We start from the raw sequence: 468 nt of genomic DNA, 5'->3' as shown, positions 1-468 counted from the left end.
GGACATATCGCCCGCATATTTGGCGACGACCTTGTTGCCGTCGGCCTTGACCATGCTGTCGAAATTCTGCGGCGTCCAGCCCAGTTGGGTCAGCACGAAAGCCGGCGCCTTGTTGAGGACGACGACACGCTTCCACGAATAAACGACGTCCTCGGCGCGGACGGGATTGCCGGAAGAGAATTTCACGCCATCGCGGATGGTGAAGGTGATGGTCTTGTTGGCGTCATCCACCTTCCATTCGGTAGCAAGGCCCGGCGCCAGCTTCTGCACGTCCGGCGCATCATACTGCACTAAGCGGTCATAGGTCTGGGTCACATATTCGCCCGACGAGAATTCATAAGCTTCGGCCGGGTCGATCGAGACGATGTCGTCGATATTTTCGGCGACGACAAGCGCGGTCGCCGGTGTCGCGGCATAGACCGCAGTCGCGGCTGCGGCCGGCACCAGCATAGTGGCCGCGACCAGCGC

Annotated in this window: 1 protein-coding gene; it reads right to left on the bottom strand. The window is 60.9% G+C overall.

The window, feature by feature from the left end; all coding sequences use genetic code 11:
• On the bottom strand, positions 1–468 hold a 468-nt coding region (locus AC1D0P_RS29115), incomplete at both ends, for an ABC transporter substrate-binding protein (protein WP_477679914.1).

It is taken from the genome of Polaromonas sp. P1_G2 (genome assembly GCF_056405515.1).
The sequence above is the reverse complement of the archived record's forward strand: the minus strand, read 5'-3'. Positions and strand labels throughout refer to the sequence as shown.